The sequence below is a fragment of the Nostoc sp. C96 genome (assembly GCF_059384975.1).
Genome location: NZ_CM182020.1, coordinates 2,718,307 through 2,739,866, shown reverse-complemented (window position 1 = coordinate 2,739,866; position 21,560 = coordinate 2,718,307). Strand labels below are relative to the sequence as shown.

The following is a 21,560-nucleotide window of genomic DNA, read 5'->3' as shown; positions in this document are numbered from 1 at the left end:
AACTTACATTCTTCTTGGTAATACATTCTTATGAGTTACGGCTTTTACATTTATGGTATTTTGACCTTGCCTGCTCCAGAAAACTTAAATTTAGAGGGCTTAGATCGGCAACCCGTACAAATAAAAATTTTGGATGGTTTTGCAGTAATCTACTCTGAAGCACAGCAGGAGCGTTATTTGGCAAGCCGTCGTAACCTGCTAAGTCATGAGAAAGTCCTTGAGGAAATCATGCAAGCAGGCGATGTCTACGACGGGCTACGCCAACGCAATTTACTACCCGTGCAATTTGGACTTTTGGTTGCTAGCTGGGAAACGTTTTCACAACAATTAATTCGTCCTCATCAAGAAGAATTGACGCAATTGCTAGCAAAGTTATCAGGTCGCCGAGAAGTTAGTGTCAAAGTTTTTTGGGATACCGAGGTAGAAATTCAGGGATTGTTAGCAGAACACCCAAATCTCAAAACCGAAAGGGATAAGCTAGCAGGTCAACCTCTGAGTATGGAGCAGGTAATCCAAATAGGACAAGCCATCGAACAGGGAATGAGCGATCGCAAACAAGGCATTATAAATTTATTTCAAGGCACGCTCAATTCCATTGCGATCGATGTGGTGGAAAATAGTCCCCAAATGGACACAATGATTTACAACGCAGCCTATCTAATTCCTTGGGAAGCAGAATCACAATTTAGCCAACAGGTTGAAGCACTCGATCGCCAATTTGAAGAACGTTTGCGAATTCGCTACAACAATTTCACTGCCCCCTTTAACTTTGCTCGTCTGCGATTATTCAGTTCCAACTAAACAGCAATAAAAATTGAAAATCAAAGATTATTGAAACTTGGGAATTTTTGGGAAATTAAACTTTTCTTACTTTATAGCAACAAGACACAACAAGATTTTTCACCCAGTCCCCAATCCCCAATCCCCAGTCCCTATTTAAATAAAATCAATGGACGACATATTTAAAGGATTTGAACAGTTATTAGAAATTGCCAAAGCTTTAGAAGAAAAAGTAGAGAAAGGAGAGTTAAAAACTTCTATTCAAATTCGCTCTCATAATCTCAGTAGTATTCCCCGACAAGGCAGTATTCCGAGAAAAAATAGTTCCAGCCGAGTCCGATCTAATTCCACCGATGCAGCTACACCAATGGATGATGCTGATGTCACCCCCCCATCAGCTAATAAGAACTCAAAAGCTTCTTGGCAAGGTGTCGGCGGCTTGGGTGATGTTCTCAAGGAAATCAGAGAGTTAGTTGAAATTCCCCTAAAACGCCCAGATTTATTGGCAAAATTAGGATTAGAGCCTCCGCGTGGGGTTTTGCTAGTTGGCCCGCCCGGTACGGGAAAAACTTTAACAGCCCGTGTTTTGGCAGAAGAGTTAGAGTTAAACTACATTGCCATTAATGGCCCAGAGGTGATGAGCAAGTATTACGGGGAAGCAGAAGCTCGTTTGCGAAGCATTTTTGAGAAAGCAACTCGTTCTGCTCCCTGTCTGATATTTATTGATGAAATTGACAGTCTCGCCCCAGATCGCAGCCAAGTGGAAGGTGAAGTTGAAAAAAGACTAGTGGCGCAGTTGCTTGGGTTAATGGATGGGTTTGCCAAAACTGAGGGCGTACTTGTATTAGCAGCAACAAATCGTCCCGATTACCTCGATCCTGCACTGCGTCGTCCGGGACGCTTTGATCGCGAAGTTCATTTTCAAGTTCCCGATCGCAATGGACGATTGGAAATTCTCACTATTTTAACAAGTGCCATGCCCTTGGAGACTTCGGTTGATTTAGGAGCGATCGCTGATTTGGCTGTCGGTTTTGTCGGTGCAGATATCAAAGCTCTTTGTCAAAAAGCAGCCTATATTGCCCTGCGTCGTCAAGTCCCCTCGCTCAACAGTCCCATTCCTGAGAACATGACTATCATGCAGCAGGATTTTCTCGAAGCAATTAAGGAGATAAAACCCTCAGTTCTCAGGTCTGTAGCAGTTGAAGCACCAAATGTCAGCTGGGATGATATTGGTGGTTTGGATGAGGTGAAACAAAAACTTCAAGAATCTGTAGAGGGCGCACTTCTATATCCCGAACTATACGAGCAAACCAAAGCCAAGCCTCCGCGTGGGATTCTGTTGTGGGGGCCGCCGGGAACGGGAAAAACATTACTGGCAAAAGCGATCGCTTCCCAGGCTAGAGCTAACTTTATTGCTGTCAATGGCCCGGAATTACTCAGCCGATGGGTAGGAGCCGCAGAACAAGCAGTCAGAGAACTCTTTAGCAAAGCTCGACAAGCAGCGCCTTGCGTTGTGTTTGTAGATGAAATTGATACCCTAGCACCAGCACGGGGACGATTCACTGGCGATTCTGGAGTTAGCGATCGCGTTGTCGGTCAACTGCTCACCGAATTGGATGGATTGCATGAATGCCCGAAAGTATTATTAGTAGGAGCAACCAACCGTCCAGAAACCCTCGATCCTGCCTTGCTCAGAGCCGGAAGATTGGACTTACAAATCAAAATCGATCTACCAGATCGAGCCAGTCGATTAGCGATTTTAGGAGTTCACAATCTAGATCGTCCCCTGGTTGATGTCGATTTAGAAACCTGGGCGACAGTTACCGAGGGCTGGAATGGGGCAGATTTGGCTTTATTGAGCAATCAAGCTGCTTTAAGCGCAATTCGTCGCTACCGCGCCCAGGGATTAAGCGACTCTAGCCTAATTCAGATTACAAATGATGATTTCCAAGTTACATATCAGATGCTTGCTAATCAACACCAATCTGAATAGTAGACCTCTTGCAAAAGTTCTTTTTGGAAGAGGTGGGAAAAGGGAAAAGGTTAAAGGGAAAATAACAAACCTTTCCCCTCTTCCCCTTTTCCCGACTTCTGCAAGAAGTCTAGTCTCTGCCTCCTCTCAACGATAAACATTCACGCCGACCTAACTTATGTCAATATACGCCTATGCTCTTCTAGTACCGATCGCATCACCGCTTGTTCTCCCTGTAGGGATGGAAAGGAATACTGAACTCGTTTATTCTTCTGGTTTAGCCGCGATCGTAGAGCCGGAAATCTCACTGGAAGCATTACAAACGACGGATGAGCGTTTGCTTCAATCTGTATTAACCCACGATCGCGTAATTCGAGAACTTTTTCAACAAACTCCCCTTCTTCCCCTACGCTTTGGGAACGGTTTTACCTCGCAAGAAACACTGCTCAATCATCTAGAAAAGCACCAACAGCAATATCTAGAAACCCTAATTCACCTAGCAGATAAAGTTGAGTACACTTTAAAAGCTACACCCTGTAATTTGTCTGATGCGTCTGACACTATTGATGCTAAAGGAAAAGCCTATCTATTAGCTAAAAAACAACGCTACCAAACACAGCAAGCATTTCAAGCACAACAATGCGAACAGTGGGAACTCTTGAATCAGTTAATTCTCAAAACCTATACAAACGTTACCTGTGAGACTCGACAGCCAGATGTGCGACAAATCCACTTTTTAGCACAGCGCAACAATTCAACGGTCAGTACGCAGCAATTTCCCCTTTGGCAAGTACAATCATCGCGCTGGCAATTGGCACTGAGCGAACCTCTGCCACCGTATCATTTTCTCCAAAATACTCTCATATAAATTTATAAAAAATAATATTTAAAGCTTGTCAAGAAAAATCATCTCATCTTGATTTTTTCTTTTATTTTTGTTGTCTAAAAAATATTGTTAACTTTTTAGTATTTTTTTATTTTCTTTTATTTATCTTATGTTTTTGGGAACACTAAACTCAGGAAGAATAAAACACATTGTGTAAGTTTTACCTACTGCTCGCGCGGAGCAAGTTGAAACCAATAATTAGAGTTGTGAGAGGAAAAGAAAATGGCTGTTGAAAAAGTTAACTCATCTTCAAGTCTGGCTGAAGTTATTGACCGCATTTTAGACAAAGGAATTGTAGTTGATGCTTGGGTGCGTGTTTCTTTAGTTGGTATTGAACTGCTAGCAATAGAAGCTCGGATTGTTATTGCTTCAGTTGAAACTTACTTAAGATATGCAGAGGCAGTTGGTTTAACATCTCAGGCTGCTGTTCCATCTGCTGCTTAACACCACATTAAAAAAGGGAGTCTTAATTTATGGCTCCCATTTAATGTTTCTAGTTAACAAAATAGGAGATTTCAGCTGATGGCTCTCAAAAATTTATGGGAAAAAGAGCGATCGCAGCGATTGCAAATAACTGCTGAACGCCGCCAACAAGTTAACCAGTGGAAACAGCTAACTCAACAAGAATTGCAGCTGCAAGCAGATTTGCTTCATCAAGAATTGAGCAGTTTTGTTAGCAGCCTACACAACAACAGAAAGTTACAACAGCAGCAATTTCAGCAAGAGATTGTAGAACGGCAATTAGAAATATTGCAAATAAAAACAGATGTCTGCCAACGCCAGCAAGAATACCGTCAACAACGGGCAGCAAAGGCTCAGGCATTGTTCCAAGATTTGCAAAGTTTTCGGGCAACTTTACATAAAAATGTTTGGGGCGAGCGCACTCATGAACAACTAGTTGCCCCACCTCCTGCTAAAACAGAGAAATTAGTGGCAACAGTTCCAAAATGGGCAATGTCTCGTTCTGCAATTAAAACCTCTGGTTTTCGTCCTGCCGTCAATACCATGACTAGGAAAGTGCCTGCGTCAAATACAGATACTCTTAGATCCAAAGTGCAGCAATACATTCAGCAAGCTGAAGGAGCTACTCTGATAGAAATTGAAGAGGTGATAGGCTTAAGCCGGGTGCAAGCGATAGATATCCTGCGCTCCTTGATCAAACAAGGGATACTAGAACAACGCGATCGCCAATACTTTATTCGGCAACAAGCAATTTCTTAATAAACTTGATTCAAGCTGACTTTTTATATTTGCAGACTAGCAATTAGGTGATCGTTTGTGCCTTTTTTATTCAGCAGGTATAGTACACAATCGATAAGCATTAAAGCTGGTCTATGCTTTGTAGTATTCAACATTTCCATCTTTTCAAGGTCTGTATTGCAACTATATCTATACAAGCAATATTTTCAATATATGTAACATTGTCAAAGTAATATATATAACTTATTGCTAATTAGAAAAAGAGCTTAAATTTTTGTTCGAGCTTCTGACTTTGAACTTTAAAAATATTCGGATTGGAAATAACAAGTTGGGGTAGATAGATCGAGGTTTTGAACTGTGCTATTGGCGATCGCACGATGAGGTTAATAAGCTGGATTGTTTGAGAAATTCTAATCTAAATGCAAAACTCAAGATATATGAGGAGGTGCGATCCATTGTGAATCAATTGATCGAGCAACTTCAAACTAAATTATTCACAGGCAGACTGAATCTTGGAGCCAAGGACGGGCCGAGTTGGACGCTATATTTTCGTTTAGGACGATTAATTTGGCAGGCTGGCGGTTCTAATGCCGATGAGCGATGGCGACGATACTTGTCGCAGTACTGTCCTCTTCTGGATGTGGCAAAGTTGGAAGGGCTTGTCTCTCCCCAGGAAAGTTATCGAGAGTATTGCATTCTTGCTAAATTGCGAGAACAAAAATTAATCGAACAACAACAACTTGTTAGCCTGATTACAAGCTTAATAGCTGAAGTTCTGTTTGATATAATGCAGTACATTGAAGCCACAAGAATTGCCAACAATCCAGCAGGGCAGTTATCACCTACTACCGTTGTTGGTGCAGTTCCTGGGTTTCTCTTAGCTGTAATACCAACTGAGGAAGTTTTAAAACAGGCTACACAAGCCTGGCAAGAATGGCGAGATGCAGGACTGGCAAGTTACTCACCCAATGTATATCCTGTCATTGACAAACTTGAACTACTCCAAGGACAAGCATCCTTTAAACAGATTATTTCTCTAGTTGATGGCACAAAAACTTTACGAGGTCTAGGGCAAAAAACCAATCGAGATGTCTTAGCTTTGACTCGGTTCTTGATGCCATTAGTAAAAGCAGGAGCGATCGCTTTTTCACCCAGTCCAAGCCCTAGAAAGGTTGGGATTAGCCAGGAAACTGGCAACGCGTCCAGTGCAGTTAATAATCCCAATTCTTCACCCAAGACAGAAGAGAACACTGTTATCCAAACTGCACCCCCAGCGACTAGCAAACAAATTGTCAGTCCGTCTAGTACAGTTAATCATCTCAATTCTTCGCGGAAGATAGAAGAGAACACTGTTATACAAACTGCACCCCCAGCAGCAAGCAAAGCAATTATTGATGTCTCAAGACCTTTAGTAGCCTGTGTAGATGATAGTCCGGTAATCTGCCGCAGTTTAGAGGAAATTCTCACCCATCAAAATTATCGTTTTGTTGGTATTCAAGACTCATTGACGGCAGTTTTAAAGCTCATTAAAAGCAAGCCCGACTTCATTTTTTTGGATCTTTTGATGCCAAAAGTAAATGGCTATGAAATTTGTTCTCAAATCCGTAAAACTCCAAGTCTCAAAGATGTGCCGGTTGTCATCTTAACTGGGAAAGATGGAATAGTAGATCGGATGCGAGCGAAATTAGTAGGGGCAACTGACTTTTTGGGTAAACCTGTAGAGGCAGAAAAAGTTCTCAATATGCTTCACAAGTATTTAACCGTTTAGGTTAGACAAATCCGAATTTCAATCTCTTTCTCTGCGCCTGGAGCGTCTAGGCGTGAGACAAAAAAATATTTATATAGCAACACTCAACGTGTTTAGGACATTAACAGATGAAAAAAGTTCTTTTAGTTGAAGATAGTCTCACAGAATCCGAAAAGATGACACGTTTCTTAGAGCAAGGAGGATATTCAGTTTATGAAGTTCGCAGTGGTGAAGAAGCTCAACTGCGGTTAAAACAACAAAAACCTGACTTGATATTACTGGATTTGATTTTGCCAGGCCAAAGTGGATTTGAGTTCTGCCGCAAGTTGAAAGCCGATCCGATAACAAAAGCAATCCCGGTAGTGATTTGCTCAACGAAAAACACAGATGTTGATAGAACTTGGGGCAATATGAGTGGAGCCGATGCCTATTTAGTCAAACCTGTAGATGAAAATACCTTGCTCCAGACTGTTAGTAAATTTATTCGCTAAAGGAAACTGGGGCAATGGTACAGGGCAATGATAGCTTTAGAGCGCCACCCATTCTGGAAAACTCTCCCCAAGGAAACAACCAGAGGTTTTTAAGATTTCCGTTAAATGGAAAGGTAAATGGCTTACTTCCACTAGCCGATTTGCGGGGAGTAATTCAAGTTGCACTTACAGAGATTTTACCAGTGCCGCAGACCGCAGAATTCTTGTTAGGCATCATGAATTGGCGGGGAGAAGCTATCTGGATGCTTGATTTAGCAGGTTTACTGGGAGCAACTCACTGGTGTCGGCGAGAGAATGTACGCAACTCTGGTATGGCGATGCTTGTTCAAGTCCAGAATCAAACTGTCGGGCTGTTGGTAGAGCAAGTCAATACCATTGAAGTTTACGATTCCCAAGAACGGTTAGCGATTTCGGCATCGATGTTACCCGCCCGACTCAAATCTTTCTTACAGGGTTACTTTATGGATGCTCAAGGCAGCCCTTTGATGTTAGTTGACACCCATACTGTGATTCAAGCTCTTCAGTCTCTTTAACACTCTGCATTCTACTTATTAACTCAGACAACTTTAATAGCAAGAAAGATTATGGTAACGCAACCCAATCTTAGACCTAACCAACCACACTCAACTTCAAGCAACGGTCATCAGGACATCAGTAACGGGCATACCGTTGGTTTACCTACACAACAGCAAGTTATTTCTACTTTAGAAGAATTGCGAACTGAACTAGATCAAGCTGATTGGGTGGAAACAGGGCCATTGCGAGACAGAATCCGCAAGTTAAAAGAATTGGTAAGTGTGTTGCCATATCAAGACAAAGGAGATGGATTAGAGGTAGAGCAAGTACAGGCGATCGCCAGCAAAATTCGCCAATTTTCCGATCTAGATACCTTGCTTGCTACTGCTGTTATGGAGGTACAGAGCGCCCTGCAAGCCGATCGCGTCGTGCTGTATGAGTTTACAAATCCGACGCTGGGGATAGTTGTTGCGGAGGCGATGAGGGATGGCTTTACCCCAATGCTGAAGGAAAAACTGCCCGCCGTCACTTTTGGATTGGGTTCTGCCAAGGTTTGTCAACAAGAAAAATTAGTCGCGATCGCCGATACCTATACTGCAAGCTTGTCTCCTTACCAAAAGCAGCTTGTAGATCGGTTTCAGGTCAGAGCTTGTTTGAGCTTGCCAATCTTAACAAAAGATGGGGTTTGGGGTTTGTTGGTAGTGCAGCAATGTACTGCACCTCGCCAGTGGCAGAATGCGGAAATTAAGTCACTAAAATTACTCGCGCAGGAATTAGAAGCCCAACTGCAAGTTGCCGCGATTCAAGCTACATTGCAACAAGAAGTAGAAAAAGACCAAATCCTTACCGATGTAGCGAGTAAAATTCTCCAGTCCAAAGATGTGGATACCATCTTTCGCATTGCCACTCAAGAAGTGCGACAGTCATTAAAATGCGATCGCGTGGCTATCTATCGTTTCAATCCTGACTGGAGTGGGGAATTTGTTGCTGAATCTGTTGGATCTGAGTGGGTTTCTTTGTTAGAAGAACAGCGAAACAACCCTGCAATTGTCAAGAACGTTAACTATTGCAGTGTGAGGAACTTTGCAGAGGAAGGGGGATTGGTTGGGACAACCGGGCGATCGCACGATAGCTACATTCAGCACACCCAAGGCAAAACCTTCCATCGCGGACAGATTTATCGAGTCACTAATGATATTTACAGTGCTGGTTTTTCTGACTGCTACATCAAAGTTTTAGAAAGCTATCAAGCCAAAGCATATATTATTGTTGCCATCTTCCAGGGAGAAAAGTTGTGGGGCTTGCTGGCTGCTTATCAAAATTCCCAGTCTCGTCAGTGGAGAGATAGTGAGGTGCGACTGATGGTGCAGGTGGCATCTCTGTCTAGCATTGCTATTCAACAGTTGCAATATCAGCAACAACTTTATCAACGCTCTGAAGAGTCAGCCAAACTTGTTGAACGAGAACGTACTGTTTTCGGCATCATTGAAAAGATTGGGCAAGCAACGGAACTTCGTACCCTTTTCCGCACTACAACCCAAGAATTGCGGCGATTTTTAAAATGCGATCGCGCGATCGTTTATCAATTTTATCCCGACTGGAGTGGAGAAGTTATCGCTGAATCTGTGGCTAGTGGTTGGTCGTCCCTGTTGGATATTCAGGAACAAGAAACCATTCTAAAAACAGGCATGGTAACTTCCGAGCGTTGCCATGTCAAGGAGTATGGCTCCCCTGGGAAACTCGATCCCGATACATATCTCAAGGAAACCCAGGGTGGAATCTACGCCAAAGAAAGGCGCTTCCGCAAAGTCAATGATATTTATGCTGCTGGTTTTTCACCTTGCTATGTAGAAGCATTAGAAAAATTCCAAGCCAAAGCATACATCATTGTTCCCATTTTTCGCGCTGGTAAGCTTTGGGGTTTGTTAGCAGCTTATCAAAATTCTGACGTTCGCAAATGGACTGAAGAAGAGACTGGTGCTTTGTTGCAAATCGGCGAATCTTTGAGTATTGCTCTTCAGCAAGCTGAATATATCGAACAGCTACGGTTAAAAAATCTAGAAATGACCCAAGTAGCTGAAGTAGAAAACGCCATCGCCCGAATGACGGATAGAATGCTTCATTCCCAACACCCAGAAACAATTTACCGCACTACCTTGGCAGAATTGCGGCAGTTGTTCAAATGCGATCGTCTAGCAATATATCGCTTCAACGCTGACTGGGGTGGTGAATTTATTGCCGAATCTGTAGGAAGTGACTGGGTACCTTTGGTTGGCCCCGATATCAAAACCGTATGGGAAGACGAACACTTACAACAAACCCAAGGCGGACGCTATCGCAACAATGAAACTTTTGTCGTCAATGACATCTATACTGTTGGTCATGCCCAGTGCCATATCGATTTGTTAGAGCAGTTCCAGGCTAAAGCCTACACCATCGCCCCTATTTTTGCTGGCAACAAACTTTGGGGTTTGCTAGGAGCTTACCAAAATAGCAGCCCGCGCCAGTGGAATTCCGAAGAGGTGCGATTGCTGACCAAATTGGGCATTCAGTTGGGTTTAAGCGTGCAGCAAGCCGAGTACATTGAAGAATTGAAAACGAAGAATGCTGAGTTAGCGCGAACAGCAGAAGAGGAACAAGTGCTGACGGCGATGGTAGAAAAAATCCGTCAGGCACAGGATACAGACACAATTTTCGAGAATGTGCTGCCAAGTTTACGCAAACAACTACAATGCGATCGCCTAGCAGTATTTCGCTTTCATCCCGACTGGAGTGTGGAGTTTATTGCCGAATCCGTCAAAGATCAATGGTTGTCTTTAGGTGTTTCTGACATCAAAACAATTTGGATGGACGAACATTTACAAGAAACTCAGGGCGGACGCTATCGCAATCATGAAACCTTTGTTGTGAATGATATTTACACTGTCGGTCACGTTCAGTGCTACCTAGAGATATTAGAAAAAATCCAGGCCAAAGCTTACATGATTGCTCCTATCTTTAAGGGCAGCAAACTCTGGGGCTTTTTAGGAGCATACCAAAATACTGGCCCTCGGCAGTGGAAATCCAAAGATGTGCAACTGTTGCGAAAACTAGCTGTGCAAATGGGTATAGGCTTGCAGCAGATTAAGTATATCGAACAGCTCAAGAACAAGAATGCAGAGTTAGCCAGAACCGCAGAAGGGGAACGAGCCTTGACAAGGCTGGCAGAAAAAATCCGCCAAGTTCAAGAGCTAGATACGATTTTCCGCAATGCCCTACCAGAGTTGCGATCGCATTTGGAATGCGATCGTCTAGCCGTGTATCGCTTCAATCCAGATTGGGGTGGGGAGTTTATTGCCGAATCCGTAAGTCGGGAATGGGTGGCTTTGGTTGGCCCCGATATCAGGACTATATGGGAAGACGAACACCTCCAACAAACCCAAGGTGGACGCTATCGCAACAACGAGACGTTTGTGATAAATGACATTTACACTTCTGGTCATGCCCAGTGCCACATAAAAATTCTAGAGCAATTCCAGATGAGAGCTTATATCATCACCCCGATTATTGCTGGAAACAAGCTCTGGGGTTTGTTAGGAGCTTACCAAAATAGCGGGCCGCGGCAATGGCAAGATAATGAAGTCAACTTGGTAACGAAAATCGGCACGCAATTTGGAGTTGCCGTCCAGCAATCGCAATACTTACAACAAACTCTAAGCAAGAATGAGGAACTGATCAAACTGGCGGAACGGGAAGTAGCAAACGCCCGATTTTCCTATCGCCTGCCAAGTCGCTTAACAGAGATGGCCCAAAGTCATAGTAATGTTCTGGAATTTGTCCAGTTTGCCACCCACGAACTTCGGCAACTGCTGAAAGTGGATCGAGTTGGAGTTTACCGTTTTGAGCCTGATTGGTCTGGAGAATTTGTAGTTGAGTCTGTGACTGGGGATTGGCCTAAGCTTGTGGGCACTAGCCTTGCCAGAGTTAGAGATACCTATCTCCAATACAACCAAGGAGGGCGTTATGTCCGCAAAGAAAGTTTGCGGGTTGACGATATATATAGTGTCGGTCATGACGAATGTCACATCCAATTGTTAGAGATGTGGGGAACTAAAGCCTACATGATTTCTCCGATTTTTCAAGAAAATCGGCTCTGGGGGTTGATGGGAGTTTATCAAAATAGCGCATCGCGCCAGTGGGAGCAATCCGAAGAGGATGTTCTCAACCAAGCCAGCGTCCAGATTGGTCTTGCCCTCAATCTTGCAGATTACCTAACACAGGTGCGTACTCAAGAGCAGCAACTAGCAGAAGCAGCAGAGCGCGAACGCACCGCCCGCGAAAAACTCCAACAAGGAGCTATCCGCGTTCTCATGGCTTTGGAACCATCCTTCAGAGGCGATCTTACCGTTCGAGCGCCCCTATCTGAAGATGAAATTGGGACGATCGCCGATGGTTACAACACTACGATCCAAAGTTTGCGAGATTTAGTGCGACAAGTGCAGATTGCTGCTGGCAAGGTGAGTGAAAATTCCAGCAATAACACTACCTCTGTAGTGAAACTATCTGACCAAGCTCAACAGCAGGCAGAACGCCTCGAAAACGCTCTGGAACAATTACAAATGATGGTAACTTCCACCCAGATAGTCGCTGCTGATGCTCAAAAAGTCGGACAGGCGGTGCAAAGAGCTAATAACACTGTCCAAGCTGGTGATTCGCTGATGGAAAGAACCGTAGATGGCATTTTGGAAATTCGGGAAACCGTTTCGGAAACAGCCAAGAAAATTAAACGCCTCGGTGAAGCTTCTCAGAAAATCTCGAAAGTAGTGAGTCTGATTGAAAACTTTGCCACTCAAACTAATTTGCTGGCGCTTAATGCGGCGATCGAGGCTACCCGTGCCGGAGAGTATGGCAAAGGCTTTGCGGTGGTTGCAGATGAAGTTCGTTCTCTGGCTTATCAGTCGGCTAGTGCCACCACAGAAATTGAGCGACTCGTGCAAGAAATTCAAGCTGGCACTAACGAAGTTACCGAAGCAATGGAAATAGGGATTAGCCAAGTTGTCCAAGGCTCGAACTTGATCGATGAGACTCGTCATTCCCTGAGTGCGATCGTGGTAGCTACCAACGAAATTGGTGGGCTGGTACAAGGAATTACCCAAGCAGTTTCCCATCAAAGTCAGCAATCTCAGATGTTGACAGAGGCGATGATGGATGTTTCGGCGATCGCCCGCAAGACTTCAGAAAGTGCCATCCACATTTCCGAGTCTTTTGAGGAACTACGGATGACTTCACAACAACTGGAAACCAGCGTTAGCCAGTTCAAAGTTGACTAATCTCGCAAAACATGTTATGAAATCCGATTCCACAAATCAAGAGCAGGCTTTTCTTGCTGAAGCGGCAGAGTTGTTGCAAACCATTGAGCAGAATCTGATCGGTTTACTTGATGAAAAAACAATAGAAAAAGTTCATGCCTTGATGCGAAGCGCCCATACTATCAAAGGGAGTGCTGCCAGTGTTGGGCAAGAAACTATTCAGACAATTGCCCATCATTTGGAAGATGTATTCCAAGCGTTATACGCTCCAGAACTGGAAATCGATCCAGAATTGGGTGCTTTGCTTCTAGATGCTTATGAGTGCCTGCGAACTCCATTGAGTGCAGCCTTGATGGGCTTATCCTGTAATGAGGCAGAAATACTCGATCGAACTGCCTCAATCTTTGCTCAACTTCAACATAAACTAGGCGACTTTTTTGGTCGTGAAGCTCCGCTTCCCAGTTCGGAAGAACTTGGCTTTGATGTCGTAGAGTCAATCTTTTCCGGGAGTGTACTCCAGGACTTGCAACAGCTGGAAACTGACATTCAAAGCCAAGATCCGCAACAAATTCAAACAACACTCAACTCCCAAGCAGAATTTTTTGTCGAACTAGCAGCATCTTATGGCTTATCTGGATTGGAAGAAATTGCTCAGGCGACCCTAAACGCGCTCAAAGCACATCCAGACAAAGTATTGCAAATCGCTCAGGCGGCTTTAGAAAATTTTAAAGCAGCTCAAACAGCAGTACTGGCAGGCGATCGCACTCAAGGGGGAGAGATATCTCCACAATTGCGAGAATGGGCAGAAATAACTACTCCTGTCGCAGAACCGCAAGAGCAGCCAGTTGCGATCGCTACTCAACCAACACAAACGACTACAACTGAGAATCAGCCATCTCCCCTCCTCAGTGCCAGCGAAGCGGAATCAATTTGGTCGTTTTTCCCGAAGCGGACTGATAACTCCGTACCGAAAACACCGGAGGTACTGGCACCTATTTCTCAGGATTCGGTAGTAGCCCCCTCTGCCATAGAGCGGATTTTACAGTCAATCTGGATCGGAGATCCCCAGACATCCTGCCGATACTCAGACTCAGATCGGCCAGCCTCTCCACCACCACCAAGCCTCCAGGCTCAGTCATCGGCATCACTTCCCAGTATCCGAGTCGCGATAGAACAGCTCGATCGCCTCAGCCATACAATTGGGGAATTGCTAATCAGCGAAAACCAACAAAACCTGCAATCTAACCACATCCACAAAGCAGCTCAAGAGACTCTACTACAGTTTTTGTACTGTCAACAACAACTGAGTAAAGTTTTTACTTGGTCGGATCGGCATCTGCTGCTTCCCGAACGCAAGCAGCGACATATACATGGCTCTCCACGCTCAGTTCCAACTAACGAGGCACAATCCAATTTTGATGCCTTAGAAATGGATAACTATAGCGAGTTGCACATTCTCCTGCAAAATCTTACAGAAGACATGGTGCAATTAGGAGAACGGATTGAGGCTGTTAATGGCTTAGTTCAGCAATCTCGCTTCAGTCTCGGAAAGCGCAAGCAACTGCTTTCAGGAGCGCAGGAAGATTTGCTGCAAGCCAGAATGGTTCCACTGGGAACAGTGTTGAATCGATTACCCCGCCTCCTGCAACAGATGGTAGCAACTTATCATAAGCCTGTTGAACTCAAGCTTGGCGGTACGAAGGTACTGGTGGATAAAGCCATTTCTGAGCAGTTGTACGATCCTTTGCTGCACATGATTCGTAATGCCTTCGATCACGGCATTGAACCAGTAGAAACTCGCCGCCAGCAGGGTAAACCAGAAACCGGAACAATTACAATTAAAGCCTATCATCAAGGCAACCGCACTACTATTGAGGTACGGGATGATGGTCGAGGCTTTAACTGGGAATCCATTCGTCAACGAGCTATAGAAAAACACCTGCTGACTTCCGAACAAGCCGCCTACGCCTCAGAAGACCAACTGGCAGATTTATTATTTGAACCAGGCTTTTCTACCGCCAAGCAGATTGGTGAGTTATCTGGCCGTGGTATCGGCTTAGATGTCGTTCGTACTCAATTGCAAGCTTTACAAGGTTCGATTGTGGTGCGATCGCTTTCAGGGCAGGGAACCACCTTCATGCTGCAATTGCCCCTGAGCTTAACAACAGCACGCTTGCTCGTTTGTCAATCTCAAGGGATTACTTATGGCTTGCTGTCTGAAGGAGTTAGCCAGGTTTTATTACCGCAGCCAGAGCAGATTCAAGTCCAGCAATCTTTACACGGGCAAGGCAGCCAAAAATTCTGGCAGTGGGGAGAAGGGCAAAGTCAGCAACTAGTTCCCATCCGATCGCTTGCCAATTTGCTGGATTACAAATATCCTTTATTCACCCAAGACCACAATTTAAACCTAAGTCCTTTTCCAGTCAAACAACGGAACACCGTTGAACCTCTGCTGCTGTTGGAAACAGAGCATCAATACCTGTGTTTGCAAGTCGATCAGATTTTAGTCGAGCAGGAATTAGTAATTAAATCCCTCGGCAGAGTCCTGACTTTACCTAGTTACATCCAAGGCTACAGCGTCTTGGGAAATGGTAGTCTTACCCTAATCGTTGACCCGTTGGAGTTAGTTCGGCAAACTTGGGAGACAGATATGATGCCGACTTCCCCGGCATCAAGTCTTACAACTAAACTATTGCCCGCACCTGAGCCTGTTCTTACTCTAGAGGCGCAGCAATCCACAACTATGCAACCGCAGCAACAGCCGATGGAAGTCAATACAGCCGTTGCTCAACCTAACCGATTGACGGTGTTAGTGGTGGAAGATTCGGTTGTACAAAGGCAAAGTTTGGTGCAGACGCTCCAAAAAGCCGGTTATCAAGTGTTGCAAGCAGGCGATGGTCGAGAGGCGATCGCTCAACTCCTGCAACACGGTGATGTCGATCTAGTGATTTGTGACATTGAAATGCCACGTATGAATGGATTTGAGTTTTTAGAACACCATCGCCAAGACGAGCGTTTGTCCGGGATTCCTGTGGTGATGCTGACTACTCGTAGCGGCCAGAAGCACCGCCAATTAGCTTTAGCTCTAGGAGCGAAAGCTTACATGACCAAACCCTATTCAGAACAGAGCTTTCTAGCCGCGATCGCTGAATTGGTTAATGGGTAAAGGGGAAAGGGTAAAGGGGAAGGGAAGGAATGGAAAGGAAAAAAATTGAAACTTTTGAGGATTTAAAAGTATGGCAAAAAGGTATTGACTTAGTTAAGCAAATATACTTAAGGACTAAGGAAGGTGAACTGAGTAAAGACTTTGGTTTAAGAGATCAGTTAAGACGTGCAACCGTATCAATACCTACAAATATTGCAGAAGGATTTGAACGATATTCTCGCAAAGAATACTTAAACTTTCTAAATATTGCTAAAGGGTCTGCCGGTGAAGTTCGCAGTCTTTTAAGAGTAGCGTTAGAAGTGGGCTATCTAGACCAACCAACTTATACACAACTTTCTAATCAAGCTATAGAGTTGAGCCGTATGCTATCTAATCAAATTCAATCTATAAATCAGTCAATGCCCTTCGGACAGGGAAAAGGTTAAAGGGGAAAGGGAACCCCATAACTCAAGTTAGGAGCTTGAAGTAAGGATGCTTCAATTCTCGCGCAATAGTCTGGCATTGAATCTTTTTCCCCTCCATAAATAAAGTTTAGGGGCTTGCACCCTTTACCCTTTACCCTTTCCCCTTTACCCTTTCCCCTTTACCCTTTACCCTTTCCCCTTTACCCTTTCCTCTTTCCCCTTTACCCTTTCCCCCTTACCCTTTCCCCTTTACCCTTTCTATTATTTATGCTTAACACTCCCTTTCCGTTTAAGCGATTATCTGGCGCTGTGAGCGAGCGCGACTCATTACGAGTCGTTGTTTTTGCGATCGCAGACTATTTATTTGCCCTGCCAGTTGGGGCAGTTCTCAAGGTGATGGCTTGTCCCCCTATTAGCAGTACGGTTGAAAGTGGTATCGGGATGGTTGATTTGGGAGCGCAAACGATCACAATTGTGGACTTGCGCCAGAAGTTCATTCAGCAAGTACAAGGCCAACAGGCGGATCAAGTTCACTCTCCGGTTGACACTTCAGGGCGCTTCTTACTTCTGACTCAAACGCGGACTGGGGAAATTTGTGGCATTCCTGTGGACAAGCCCCCTGCCTTAATCGATATTCCTTTATCATCTGTGCGTCCGGTGCCTTGGTCTTATCGGCAAGTGGCGGAGTTAAGCTGTGTGAGCCACATGGCTGTTTTGCCTGTAGCACCAAACGAGGAACCACTCAAAGTACTTCTTTTTGGCATGAGCCAGATATTGGCTGATAAGTTGGGGTTGCCCGGAACAACCCCAACCTTGGCTCCTGGATTGACATCAGGCGAACAACGGCAAAGATTTCTCCGTTTTCCCTTGGGGAATCAAGGAAGTGGATTGCTACCATTTGGCTCAATAGTGGACATGATTCATCTCGCTAGCCAAGAAATTTCCCCAGCCCCGGCCTTACCAAGTTGGATTTTAGGTTTCTATAATTGGCAAGGACAGATGCTGCGGCTGGTTGACTTGGAACATTTGCTTGGTTATGCGCCGCTTTTGAAGCGGCAGTCACGACCAGAAAAGCCAATGGTTCTGGTTCTCGAATTGCAAAATCAGGTAGTCGGGTTTTTGGTGGCTCATGTCTACGATGTAGAGTGGCAGGATTTACAGCAAGCACAATCGGCACCAACCGACTTCTCCCCAAACAAACTACTAAATTTTGTTCGAGGTATTCTGCCAGGCGATCGCTGGATTTTAGACACCAGAGCGATCGCCCAGACATTGCAATGGCAAACCCACTGATAGGAGGCAGGGGGCAGGGGGAGGGGGGCAGGAGGAACTTAAAGGTACAAATCTCAGCCGCAAGTGGCGTGAAAGCTTCCTTACTCCTTTTCCCCGTTGGTTGAAACCTCACCCGCAAGTGGCGTGATTTTTCCCCCTGCTCCCTTGCTCCCTGCTCCCCTGCTTTTTTATTTGACTTGATGCTGCCAAGGAGTTTTCTGTGACGATCGCAACTTTAGACCCTAATTTTGAAACCCAGCCTGACAATCAAATCCAGATAGAAGAAATTTTGGCTAATGTGGCTGTACTCAAAGCAGTCTTTCAATCTGCTAAGGGGCCAAAGGTCGCTCAATTGCAGCACAAGGTAAGTCAAATCGAAGCTTTTATCCAAGCTTTGGCTAAGGATTCGCCCAGTGACAATGATGACAATGTGCAAAGGGCTTTTCAGTTCCAGCGAGAACAAATGGCGGCAATTGCTCGGCAAATGCAGCAGGCAAAAGGCCAAACTGCACTTTTGGAAACTACAGTCACCGCCGTGCAAGATGTTCTCAACGCCGATCGCGTCCTGATTTATCGCTTTGAGGAAGATAATCGCACTCGAGCGATCGCTGAAGCCATACAACCGGGTTGGACATCTCTGCTTAACCAATCCCTACCGATAAATTTGTTTGTTACTAAACCTGATTTTAGTAACCCAACTGAAGTATTAGAATTAACTCCGCGCCAACAGCAATTTTGGCAACGCTTTCAGGTGCAAGCGAGTCTGTGCTTACCTTTGATTGTCAAACAACAGCCCTGGGGTTTGTTAGTTATTCAGCATTGCCTTGCACCCCGACAATGGCAGGAAACAGAGTGCAGTTTGCTGCAACAAGTAGGAATGATGTTGACAATTAACTTGCACTCGGCTGAAATAGTAACTCCACCTGCTCAACATCTGTCATCGCCTCCCAAAAAAGCTGAATCTTTCGATCGCTCGCAGTTACTAGTGCCATTGCAGCAGGTGAGCCAGGCCGTACAAGAAGGAGTAAGAATCGCCGAGCAAGAGCGCGAGTATTTAATGTCTATTCAAGATACTGTTGCTTTTACAAATAAACAGCTGCAATACCTTGGTGAATTTTGCCAGCAAGCTTCTGGCTTTGTTGGCCTTGTAGAAGGTTTGAGTAGCAAGATTCAGATTTTGTCCTTGAATACAGCTATTGAAGCAACAAAAGCTAGCGAGCAGGAACTAAGTCTGCTAGCTGCTGCCGAACAGGTAGAAATTCTCGCCCGCCAAGCCCGCGAAAGCACGCTCAATATAGAGGAATGGTTTCAAGAACTCCAAGTGGTAGCAGCAGACGTTGCTTCTGCTATCGAACCGTGCGATCGCCAAATCAGTGCAGGGCTGGAGTCAATCGCGCAAATCCAGGAGCAATTTAAAGCGATCGCTGACATCGCTGCTTGTACCCTCAAATCAATAGACCTCTTGCAAAAGTAACTTTTGTAAGAGGGGAGAAAGGGAAAAGGTTAAAGGAAAAAGGGTTTTTATGAGCCGCTTTCCCCTTTACCCCTTACCCTTTTCCCCACTTCTGCAAGAAGTCCAATGTCGAAGCCATAGAATTGTCACAAACCAGGAGTTTCGATGAGTACCGATTTTGTCGCCCAACCGCAGAACGACGATCGCTTCCTAGAAGAAGCGATCGATTTGTTACTGTTCTTGGAGCAGGAGTTGCCTAACTATACAAAAGACAGTAACCCCGGTACAGCTTTGGCTCTCATGGAAGCTGCTGGCTCTCTACATTCGATTGCCATCGCAGCCGAATTAGATACGATTGCGATAGTTGCGGCTGCACTAGAAGAGATTTTTCAGCTTTTGCATCAGTATCGGGCAACTATTGACGGCACAATCGCCTCTCTGTTGTCGGAAGGATTAGATTGCCTACAAATGCTGCTGATGGCATTTTTAACAGCCTCGAAAATTGACGAAGTAGAAATTCTGGAGCGGATGTCTGCCATTGTTGCTCGTTTACAAGCAGAGTTTGGCAATTCCCAGGAAACAAACCTTGAGACATCGGGACATCAACCAGTTATTCAGTTTGGCGAGTCCTTGGACGAGGTAGAATCTTCCGTGGCTCTACCAGAGCAAGTTATGGTTAAAGACAAGGAACTAATAGATGAAACTAGCCCTCAGTCTGGCAGCCTTTATCACGTAGATACCGAGCAGCTTCCCGTTAAGGTAGGGGAACTAGCAAACCAGGAGGATTATGGGGAAGAAGATTTTCAAGCTTGGTTGGGAGATTTTTTCCTGCCTGCTGAAATATCTGAAGCATCCCTAGTTAAATCTTCGAGCGATCGCCATACACTCTCTTTGCAAGAATTCATTCCCTCCATTGTTGCAACCAGCATTCCAGCCACCACACCCATAAATATTCAACATCTCGAACAACTAAACGCACTGATTGCAACATTACTAATTAACTATAATCAGCAAGCTTGTCAGGAAGAACAACAGCAACATACTATCGGGCAGTTGCTCCGACAAGTTAAACGATTACAACGCCTGTTGGACAATCTACAGGAATGGTCAGGACGTTTAGCAGCAATTTCAGATACCCTTTCTCCTCTAGCTGCTTCTCGCTCTCAGCAATTGAACAGTACTCTGCAATCTGTTTTGGCTGAAGCGTCTGTGGTGGTATCAACTGTTCATTCTTTGAATAACAATTATCACGAACTCAAACAAGAACTCATACAGCAGGAAAAGTTACTGAATCGTTCTGCCAATTTAGTCAAAAAAGTTACAACTATTCCTTTAAAAGAAGCTTTAGAACCGTTGCATCAACTTTGGTCTCAGTTACAAGCTCTACAAGATAAGTCTGCTAGACTACATTTACAAATTAGCGATATCCAAGTTGATCGCGCGTTGAGCGATCGCCTCCGTCTCCTTCTGTTGCATATAAGTTGCTATCTGCTAGAGCAAAGTATTGAGTCTTGCCAAACACGCCAACAGCTAGGTAAAAATAGCAACGGTATGATTGAAATTCAAATCTATCAGCAAGGAAATCAACTAATTATTGATGGCTGTGATGATGGTGCAGGACTTAACTTATCTCAAATTTATCAACAAGCTTTAGCCCAAGGATTCGCTCTGACAAAACCAGGGGATGTCTTACAAGTTACTGAGCTGGTACTTGAACCAGAGGTTTCATCTATTTTGTGCGATCGCGCTGCCTTAGAATTAGGAGCAGAGTTAACTGAAGTTTGCAAGCAATTAACAGCTATTCAAGGAAGAATAGTATTGAAGTCTAAAGCTGGACATGGTACAGCCTTCTCGCTGCAAATTCCTCTGGAGCAAAAAATTGCTCAACTGATCGTCTGTCAAGCCAACTCTAGACTCTATGCATTTGTAGCCAATTCCGTAGAGCAAATTTGTCTATCCCAGTCCGAACAAATTCTGCAAACTCAAGCGGGACGTATGTTATTTTTGCAGTCTTCTGACACCAGCGGCTTCCGGAGTGGCGATTACGAGAATCAAACAACAGAAATGCTCGTCCCTATCCACTCATTAACTGATGTACTGGTTTCTCCTAACTACCTTTCCAGCCCAGTCACCACTTACAGTAAAGATACACTAAATGGTTTCAAGCAGGATAAGCCGTTATTAATATTTCGTTATTTAGACAAATTATGTGCTTTAGAAGTAGATTGCATCATCGGTAAGCAATCCTCTACAATCCATCCTCTAGGAGAAACAATCCCAGTTGTTCCTTATATCCAAGGAACTAGCGTTCTTGCTAATGGGCAACTTAGCTTGGTTTTGGATGGTCGCCTTTTGACAAAATCTGTAACTTAAACTGTCTTGATT

Annotated in this window: 14 protein-coding genes; all 14 read left to right on the top strand. The window is 44.6% G+C overall.

The genetic code is table 11. The features are described 5' to 3' along the window. Positions 1-30 precede the first annotated feature (30 nt). Positions 31-801, top strand: a complete 771-nt coding sequence (gene gvpF / locus AC504W_RS11790; RefSeq protein ID WP_494877864.1) for a gas vesicle protein GvpF — start codon at positions 31-33, stop codon at positions 799-801. A 148-nt stretch (positions 802-949) separates the two neighbouring features. Further along, positions 950-2,773, top strand: a complete 1,824-nt coding sequence (locus tag AC504W_RS11785) for an AAA family ATPase (protein WP_494877863.1) — start codon at positions 950-952, stop codon at positions 2,771-2,773. 157 nt (positions 2,774-2,930) lie between these two features. After that, positions 2,931-3,620: a GvpL/GvpF family gas vesicle protein gene (locus AC504W_RS11780; RefSeq protein WP_494877862.1), complete on the top strand. Its 690-nt coding sequence runs from the start codon at positions 2,931-2,933 to the stop codon at positions 3,618-3,620. 240 nt (positions 3,621-3,860) lie between these two features. Further along, positions 3,861-4,082, top strand: a complete 222-nt coding sequence (gene gvpA / locus AC504W_RS11775) for a gas vesicle structural protein GvpA (RefSeq protein ID WP_073640805.1) — start codon at positions 3,861-3,863, stop codon at positions 4,080-4,082. A gap of 78 nt (positions 4,083-4,160) precedes the next feature. Beyond that, entirely contained in the window at positions 4,161-4,859 is a 699-nt protein-coding gene (locus tag AC504W_RS11770) for a gas vesicle protein GvpC (protein ID WP_494877861.1), read from the top strand. Between the two features lie 436 nt (positions 4,860-5,295). After that, positions 5,296-6,606, top strand: coding sequence for a response regulator (locus tag AC504W_RS11765; protein ID WP_494877860.1), 1,311 nt, complete (start codon positions 5,296-5,298; stop codon positions 6,604-6,606). Positions 6,607-6,713: 107 nt separating this feature from the next. After that, positions 6,714-7,076: a response regulator transcription factor gene (locus AC504W_RS11760; RefSeq protein ID WP_096576401.1), complete on the top strand. Its 363-nt coding sequence runs from the start codon at positions 6,714-6,716 to the stop codon at positions 7,074-7,076. A gap of 14 nt (positions 7,077-7,090) precedes the next feature. Beyond that, positions 7,091-7,609 (top strand): chemotaxis protein CheW, encoded by a 519-nt coding sequence (locus tag AC504W_RS11755; RefSeq protein WP_494877859.1) that lies wholly within the window; start codon positions 7,091-7,093, stop codon positions 7,607-7,609. A gap of 51 nt (positions 7,610-7,660) precedes the next feature. Beyond that, a complete protein-coding gene (locus tag AC504W_RS11750) occupies positions 7,661-12,901 on the top strand; it encodes a GAF domain-containing protein (RefSeq protein ID WP_494877858.1) in 5,241 nt (1,746 codons plus the stop codon). Positions 12,902-12,917: 16 nt separating this feature from the next. Further along, complete coding sequence (locus tag AC504W_RS11745; protein WP_494877857.1) at positions 12,918-16,046, top strand: hybrid sensor histidine kinase/response regulator; 3,129 nt, start codon at positions 12,918-12,920, stop codon at positions 16,044-16,046. A gap of 29 nt (positions 16,047-16,075) precedes the next feature. Next, entirely contained in the window at positions 16,076-16,471 is a 396-nt protein-coding gene (locus AC504W_RS11740; protein WP_323200729.1) for a four helix bundle protein, read from the top strand. A gap of 246 nt (positions 16,472-16,717) precedes the next feature. Then, a complete protein-coding gene (locus tag AC504W_RS11735; RefSeq protein ID WP_494877856.1) occupies positions 16,718-17,743 on the top strand; it encodes a chemotaxis protein CheW in 1,026 nt (341 codons plus the stop codon). 199 nt (positions 17,744-17,942) lie between these two features. Then, positions 17,943-19,196 carry a GAF domain-containing protein gene (locus tag AC504W_RS11730; RefSeq protein ID WP_494877855.1) on the top strand — a complete coding sequence of 418 codons (1,254 nt, stop codon included), beginning with the start codon at positions 17,943-17,945 and terminating at the stop codon, positions 19,194-19,196. Positions 19,197-19,340: 144 nt separating this feature from the next. Beyond that, positions 19,341-21,548 (top strand): hypothetical protein, encoded by a 2,208-nt coding sequence (locus tag AC504W_RS11725; RefSeq protein ID WP_494877854.1) that lies wholly within the window; start codon positions 19,341-19,343, stop codon positions 21,546-21,548. The last annotated feature ends 12 nt before the right edge of the window (positions 21,549-21,560 follow it).

What these genes read in the sequence shown, in the direction of transcription:
- AC504W_RS11750 (WP_494877858.1), top strand. Translation starts at nt 7,661, where the DNA reads ATGGTAACGCAACCCAATCTTAGACCTAACCAACCACACTCAACTTCA.
- AC504W_RS11725 (WP_494877854.1), top strand. Translation starts at nt 19,341, where the DNA reads ATGAGTACCGATTTTGTCGCCCAACCGCAGAACGACGATCGCTTCCTA.
- AC504W_RS11780 (WP_494877862.1), top strand. Translation starts at nt 2,931, where the DNA reads ATGTCAATATACGCCTATGCTCTTCTAGTACCGATCGCATCACCGCTT.
- gvpF (WP_494877864.1), top strand. Translation starts at nt 31, where the DNA reads ATGAGTTACGGCTTTTACATTTATGGTATTTTGACCTTGCCTGCTCCA.
- AC504W_RS11755 (WP_494877859.1), top strand. Translation starts at nt 7,091, where the DNA reads ATGGTACAGGGCAATGATAGCTTTAGAGCGCCACCCATTCTGGAAAAC.
- AC504W_RS11770 (WP_494877861.1), top strand. Translation starts at nt 4,161, where the DNA reads ATGGCTCTCAAAAATTTATGGGAAAAAGAGCGATCGCAGCGATTGCAA.
- AC504W_RS11745 (WP_494877857.1), top strand. Translation starts at nt 12,918, where the DNA reads ATGAAATCCGATTCCACAAATCAAGAGCAGGCTTTTCTTGCTGAAGCG.
- gvpA (WP_073640805.1), top strand. Translation starts at nt 3,861, where the DNA reads ATGGCTGTTGAAAAAGTTAACTCATCTTCAAGTCTGGCTGAAGTTATT.
- AC504W_RS11735 (WP_494877856.1), top strand. Translation starts at nt 16,718, where the DNA reads ATGCTTAACACTCCCTTTCCGTTTAAGCGATTATCTGGCGCTGTGAGC.
- AC504W_RS11785 (WP_494877863.1), top strand. Translation starts at nt 950, where the DNA reads ATGGACGACATATTTAAAGGATTTGAACAGTTATTAGAAATTGCCAAA.
- AC504W_RS11740 (WP_323200729.1), top strand. Translation starts at nt 16,076, where the DNA reads ATGGAAAGGAAAAAAATTGAAACTTTTGAGGATTTAAAAGTATGGCAA.
- AC504W_RS11760 (WP_096576401.1), top strand. Translation starts at nt 6,714, where the DNA reads ATGAAAAAAGTTCTTTTAGTTGAAGATAGTCTCACAGAATCCGAAAAG.